General features: G+C 56.6%; 6 protein-coding genes. 4 read left to right on the forward strand and 2 right to left on the reverse strand.

From position 1 onward, the window contains the following. Both P9M14_18485 and P9M14_18490 read right to left on the reverse strand, forming a co-directional pair. Positions 1-627, reverse strand: a 627-nt coding sequence (locus P9M14_18485; GenBank protein MDP8257738.1) for a hypothetical protein, incomplete at its 3' end; no start/stop codon positions are given. A gap of 87 nt (positions 628-714) precedes the next feature. Further along, positions 715-1812, reverse strand: a complete 1098-nt coding sequence (locus P9M14_18490; protein ID MDP8257739.1) for a Vms1/Ankzf1 family peptidyl-tRNA hydrolase — start codon at positions 1810-1812, stop codon at positions 715-717. 110 nt (positions 1813-1922) lie between these two features. Between P9M14_18490 and P9M14_18495 the strand changes: the two genes are divergently transcribed. The 4 genes from P9M14_18495 to P9M14_18510 all read left to right on the forward strand — a co-directional run bounded on the left by P9M14_18495 (position 1923) and on the right by P9M14_18510 (position 5179). Further along, entirely contained in the window at positions 1923-2054 is a 132-nt protein-coding gene (locus P9M14_18495; GenBank protein ID MDP8257740.1) for a hypothetical protein, read from the forward strand. Positions 2055-2063: 9 nt separating this feature from the next. Further along, on the forward strand, positions 2064-2222 hold the full coding sequence (locus P9M14_18500) for a hypothetical protein (protein MDP8257741.1): 159 nt from the start codon (positions 2064-2066) through the stop codon (positions 2220-2222). Positions 2223-2230: 8 nt separating this feature from the next. Beyond that, complete coding sequence (gene rlmB, locus P9M14_18505) at positions 2231-2998, forward strand: 23S rRNA (guanosine(2251)-2'-O)-methyltransferase RlmB (protein MDP8257742.1); 768 nt, start codon at positions 2231-2233, stop codon at positions 2996-2998. 96 nt (positions 2999-3094) lie between these two features. Beyond that, on the forward strand, positions 3095-5179 hold the full coding sequence (locus tag P9M14_18510; GenBank protein ID MDP8257743.1) for an SUMF1/EgtB/PvdO family nonheme iron enzyme: 2085 nt from the start codon (positions 3095-3097) through the stop codon (positions 5177-5179). Positions 5180-5455: the final 276 nt, after the last annotated feature.

Below are 5455 nucleotides of genomic sequence, written 5' to 3' on the forward strand. Positions count from 1 at the left end.
CTCCTCCGCCAGCCGTTTTCCGCCGTATTCGCCGGGGCGCTCGCCCATATATTTATGAAAATCCCAATATTTTTTTCCGTAACCGTATTTATGGCTGGTCAGCGGGTTTTGGGTGGCGGAGATGGTTATATATTTCTTCGACTTCTTGATCAGCTCTGGAAACGTGATCAGACTTCTGGGAATCGTGGAGAATTGACCTTTGCAACGTAGCGGGTTTTGGCACAGATGATCGAACCCCGCAGTGTCGGCTTCTCCCAAGCGCTCGAACCGGGGCAACAGGCCGGAAAACAACGATGCGCAAGATGCTTTGGTAAATCCGGCATTGACAAAGTAGTTTTCAAACCGTATTCCGCGGTTGCTCATCTCCCAAAGGTTGGTCGTGATGTTCTGATTGAAATAGTCGTGCCTCAGGCAGTCTGAAATCATAAAAATGATATCAGGGTCGTTCGTGTCCTTTGAAGGCGCCCGATCAAGAACCCGGCAGTCGGCCGAACCGTTCCCCGCTTGATATCTGTTATCGTCCAATGGGATGGGGCAGTCCTCGACGATCGGCAGATACTTGCAACCCAAGCCCAGGCCGGATGCGGCGGCTAAAAAATACGAGATGCATGCCCTTCTAGAGATCATTGGATTCGCTTTAAAAGAGATGTCCTATTTATCGATATGCATCAGGCTGCTGTTGTCCATCAATGATTCGGCCCCCCGATTGATTGTTCAGTAGCGTAACAATGCCGCCAGGTCGCCGAGTTTGGCCAGGCCGGGCAGGGGCTCGGCGAACTCGGCATGGGCGCTGGTCAGTTTGAGCAGATCGACGATCTGTTCCACCAGGTCGACCTCGAACACCGAGCTTGACCCGCAGGCCGGGCAGGTGGCAATCGCCTGCGGCGCCAGATGCTCGCAATCGCGGCAGCGCGTGCCCGGGATCTTGCACCCGATGTTGATCAGCGCCTGATCCACGCGTCCTTGTTGCACGGCCTCAAGCACGTCTTGCGGGCCGACCGCGGCCAGGCCGTGGCGCAGATATTCGCTACGAATGCGTTGCCACAAATCGGCCTCTTGGCGGCGCTCGTCCTGGGCCAGCATTTGAAACAGCTCGTGGTCCACGAACTGTTCGCCCTGACCCAAATCAAGCGGTTTGGTGCCGACGAGTTTGCGCAAGAGTTGGTCGGGCAGCTCGCGTTGGATCTCGGCCAGAGTTTCGCGCGAGCCGACCATCATCAGCCGGGTGAACGGGTCCTCGCGCTCGAGCTCGATCAGTCGCTCGACAATCTGCTTGGAGTACTGCTGGAGCTGCTTGTCGCGGCGGCGTTCGTAGCGCTGCTGGCTCCAGCCGCCCTTGCGCACGTGGTTCTTGACGTTGCCCCGCACGCGGCTCTCGTGCTCGTGACGAGCCGAGCTGACCATGAAGACCCGCGCGGCCGTATTGTCGGCCACCACTACGGCGAACTCCTCGTACTCGTCTTGCAGCCGGGCCAGGGGCCGGATGTAGGGCGAGCTGTCGACGATCAGCAGGTCGGGCAGCGGCAGCTCGAGCCGATAATCCTCGATCAAATCCTCGGCCCAGCAGACCAGCACACACATTGCGCCGGATTTCAGCGGGCTGTCTTCCAGGTGTTTTTCGAGCAGGCGCACGTTGTGCTCGAAGTGCTCCAGCTCGTCCGGGCTATCGCCGAGCAGATGCCGGGCGTTGTTGATCCGGCTGCTCAGCGAGACCAGGGAGCGCGGCTGGGATACGTAAAGGCTGAGGAACGCCTGCTCGGGCGCGCTGATCTCGGAGAGTCGGCGTAGGTCGATCTGCTCGATGCTGTGCATAATGTTTCCTTCCTGGTTGCCGTCGATACTACGCAACAGGCCTTGACCGTTCAACCGCCGTGGGCTATCTGTGCCCAGTCCATTGGATAATCAACCCGGATAATTACGCTATGAAGAAGATCGTGATCATCACCAACCCCAACGCGCGCGAGAACTCGCGCCTGCCGGCGCGCGCCTGCGAAAAGCCCGGATGCTTCGCGCTCTGGGCCTCGGAGCTTAGGCCCAGCCGGATGCTGGCCTAGATCCATAAGATGTATCAGGGCAAGCCGCTGAGCGGCGCGGGGCATTTCGAGGCTGTGCCGCGACAGGTGAGCTTCGAGCCCAAGGAGGGTCGCATGGCCTACACCCTGCGAGCTATACGCGGCCGCGTCCTGCGAGCTGAGCTGCGGCCCGCTGATCAGCATTATTAAGGAGTAGCATGGGTCACAAGCCGGACAATCGCCATGACGACGAACAGTGGTGGAAGGGGCCGCACGCGGTGCTCGAGCTGCTGCGTGCCGACCCGACGCGTATCGAGGCGCTGTTTGCCACGCCCCAGGCCCTGGGTCGGCTAAAAAACAGCCTGGCTGCGGCCCTGCCCAGCCATATCAAGGTCCGCAGCGTGGACCGCGCGCGCCTGGATCAGCTCTGCGGCGCCAGCGACCATCAGGGGATCGCCGCGCGTTTGGCGATCGATGTGCGGTTGCTCGACCGCCAGGATCTGCTCAACATGGCCGCCAAACTTGAGCCGCCCGCGTTGCTGCTGGTGCTCGACGGCATTGAGGACCCGCACAACCTTGGAGCCCTGGTGCGCAGCGCCGATGCTGCCGGAGCAGCGGCCGTGATCTTGGCCAAAGATCGCAGCGCGCCGCTCTCGAGCACAGCGGTGCGCGCCTCGGCCGGAGCCCTGGCCCACGTGCCCATTGCCCGTGTGCCCAACCTGGCCCAGACAATTATTGCGCTCAAGGATTGCGGCTGGTGGTGCGTGGGGCTGGACATGCAGGGCGATTGCTCGCTGTTCGACCTCGACCCGTTTGACAAGACCGTGCTGGCCCTGGGCGCCGAGGGCAAAGGCCTGGGCCGCACCGTGCTTAAAGCCTGCGACCTAGTCTGCTCGATCCCATTGGCAGGCAAGGTCGAATCGCTCAACGCCTCGGTGGCCGGAGCCCTGGGCCTGTTCGAGGTAGTGCGGAAAAGAAAAATATAAGTTAGAATATTATTTAGCTTGGTAGCGATGAAATAGAATCGACGTTTAATCGGGCGATAGGTTCCCCCTGCTGTAATCAATAATCGATGGTGCCCCATGAGTAACGATAAGATCCTGATCCTCGACGATGGCCCGGCTGGTCTGGAAAAGGAAGGCAAGGATAAAGACAAGGACAAACTTGGGTTCTCGATCTTCCGCGATGTGATCTGCAAAATCATTGACGCGCAGGACCTGGAAAGTTCGTTCACCATCGGTCTGTTCGGCCAATACGGTTCGGGCAAGACCACGGTGCTGCGTTGGATATTCGATGCCGCGACGAAGAAGGATGCAGTGGTGACGGTGTGGTTCAACCCCTGGCGCTTTGTGCAGGAAGAGCACCTGATCATCCCGTTCTTTCATGCCCTGGCCGATGCACTGAGTAGTTACAAGACACCAGACCCCACTGTCCGAAAGACGGTTAAGGGATTCTTGAAAAAGGTGAAAATGATCCCGGCGGCCCTGGCCCACGGGGCCAAGCTCGGCGTTTCGTTGCCCGGAGGGTTGGCGAGTGTTGAGATCGATGTGGAAAGGGCATTGGCCTATGAAGAATCAGCCAAAAGAAAAAAAATAGATAAATTAAAGGATGAGTATCAAAGCCTATATTACAACCTGACCGAGCAGCTGACAGCGGAGGTCAAGGATTTTCGCGTTGTGGTCTGTATCGACGATCTGGACCGTTGTTTGCCGGAAAAGGCGATCGAGCTGTTGGAGGGGATCAAGGTTTTTCTCGATATCCCCGGATTCTTCTTTGTCATCGGCGTTGACGAGCGCGTTATCCGGCGCGGGATCGAGGTTCGTTACCAAGACTTCACACTCAACAAATCCGCGAAGATCCCCATCGATCCCGGCGAATATCTGGAGAAGATCATCCAACTGCCGATCAACCTTCCCACACCCGCACAGACCAAGATGAAGGCCCTGATAAAAGAGAAGACAAAGGGCGACAAGCAGCTTACCAATTACTGCGACCTGGTCTCGGACGTGATGCAACGCAGACCGCGGGCCTGCAAGCGCGCGATCAACATGCTCTCGACCAACATTGCTTTGGCCGATGCTCGGAAAAAGCAGGACACGGAGTTTGATTATAAGCCAGACCTGCTGGCCAAGTGGACGCTGCTCAGATCGTTGGCCAATCCGGAGCTGATCCGCTGGATAGAGAAAAAACCGTCTCTTCTGTTCGATATTCAGCAGGCAATCTCAAAGGACGACCAGCAAATGTCAGGGCCGAAATTAAAACTTCCCGAAGAGCTGACGGACTGGGATGCGGTAATTACCGGGGACTGGTATGAAGATGTGTGTGCAATTCTTGTCACGGGCGGTGAGTCAAAATTAGAGGTATTTCCTAACGATGAACGGGAGATAAGAAAGTATATCGAATTGGCCGCGGCTACTGGAATCGATAAACCGGAATCAAAGGGTGTGCGACGGACGAAAAGCCGCAGAAAGCCGGGCGAAATGGTGCGCATCCCGGCGGGCGAGTTCTGGATGGGCAGCGACGATGGAAAACCTGATGAGAGCCCGGCCAGACGTGAGCAAACCGGTGCATTTGATATCGGCGTATTCCCGGTGACCAATGCGGAATTTAAGGTATTCATTGATAACGACTCAGAGTATTTCAATCGAGTCCGCAACGAGGAGCGATTCCTTATGCATTGGGAAAGGGGGGATGAAGAATCAGCAAATTGGAATCCGCGCACAGGCAAGGAAAATCACCCGGTTGTGTTTGTGAATTGGCACGATGCTGCGGCCTACTGCAAATGGCGCAGCCAAAAAGAGGGAAAACACTATCGTCTGCCCAAGGAGAAAGAGTGGGAAAGGGCGGCCAGGGGAGACAATGATCAGCGGAAATATCCCTGGGGTGATGAGTTCGATTCTGCATTCTGCAATTCCGAATCATCGGACATTGGGGATACCAATGAAGTCGGGTCATACCCCGAGGGAGCGAGCCCCCACAGTTGCCAGGAGATGGCCGGCAACGTCTGGGAATGGTGCGATGATTGGTACGACCGATGGAAAGATTCCCATGTTGTTCGCGGCGGTTCCTGGAACTACAATGCGTTCAACATACGCGCATCGAGTCGCCTCAGGATCGGGCCGGATGCTCGCGGCTACTACATTGGATTTCGACTTTCCCGGGACTGAAAAATTACCCTTGAGCCCTTTTTCCCTTTTACCCTTTGCCTGCCCCGAGCTTGGTCGAGGGGCCGGGTTTCGCCGGTGTGGAAACGAGTTGCAGCCACTGAATAGGCGCTTTTTGCGCTGGCTAAAAAATCGATGATTAGGGCAAGCATCGTCCCCGCGCCACAAATGGCGATGTAGTGTGGTCGATATGCCTGAGCCCGGAAAATAAAGCTAAAGATTATCAATAAAATAAACTAAAAGTGGATTTATTTGGATTGCTTAACTGGAGCGTTAAAA

The sequence above is a fragment of the Candidatus Alcyoniella australis genome, assembly GCA_030765605.1.
Classification (GTDB): Bacteria; Lernaellota; Lernaellaia; order JAVCCG01; family Alcyoniellaceae; genus Alcyoniella; species Alcyoniella australis.

Coding starts and splice junctions, on each gene's coding strand:
- P9M14_18495 (MDP8257740.1), top strand. CDS start 1,923: ATGAAGAAGATCGTGATCATCACCAACCCCAACGCGCGCGAGAACTCG.
- P9M14_18500 (MDP8257741.1), top strand. CDS start 2,064: ATGTATCAGGGCAAGCCGCTGAGCGGCGCGGGGCATTTCGAGGCTGTG.
- P9M14_18490 (MDP8257739.1), bottom strand. CDS start 1,812: ATGCACAGCATCGAGCAGATCGACCTACGCCGACTCTCCGAGATCAGC.
- rlmB (MDP8257742.1), top strand. CDS start 2,231: ATGGGTCACAAGCCGGACAATCGCCATGACGACGAACAGTGGTGGAAG.
- P9M14_18510 (MDP8257743.1), top strand. CDS start 3,095: ATGAGTAACGATAAGATCCTGATCCTCGACGATGGCCCGGCTGGTCTG.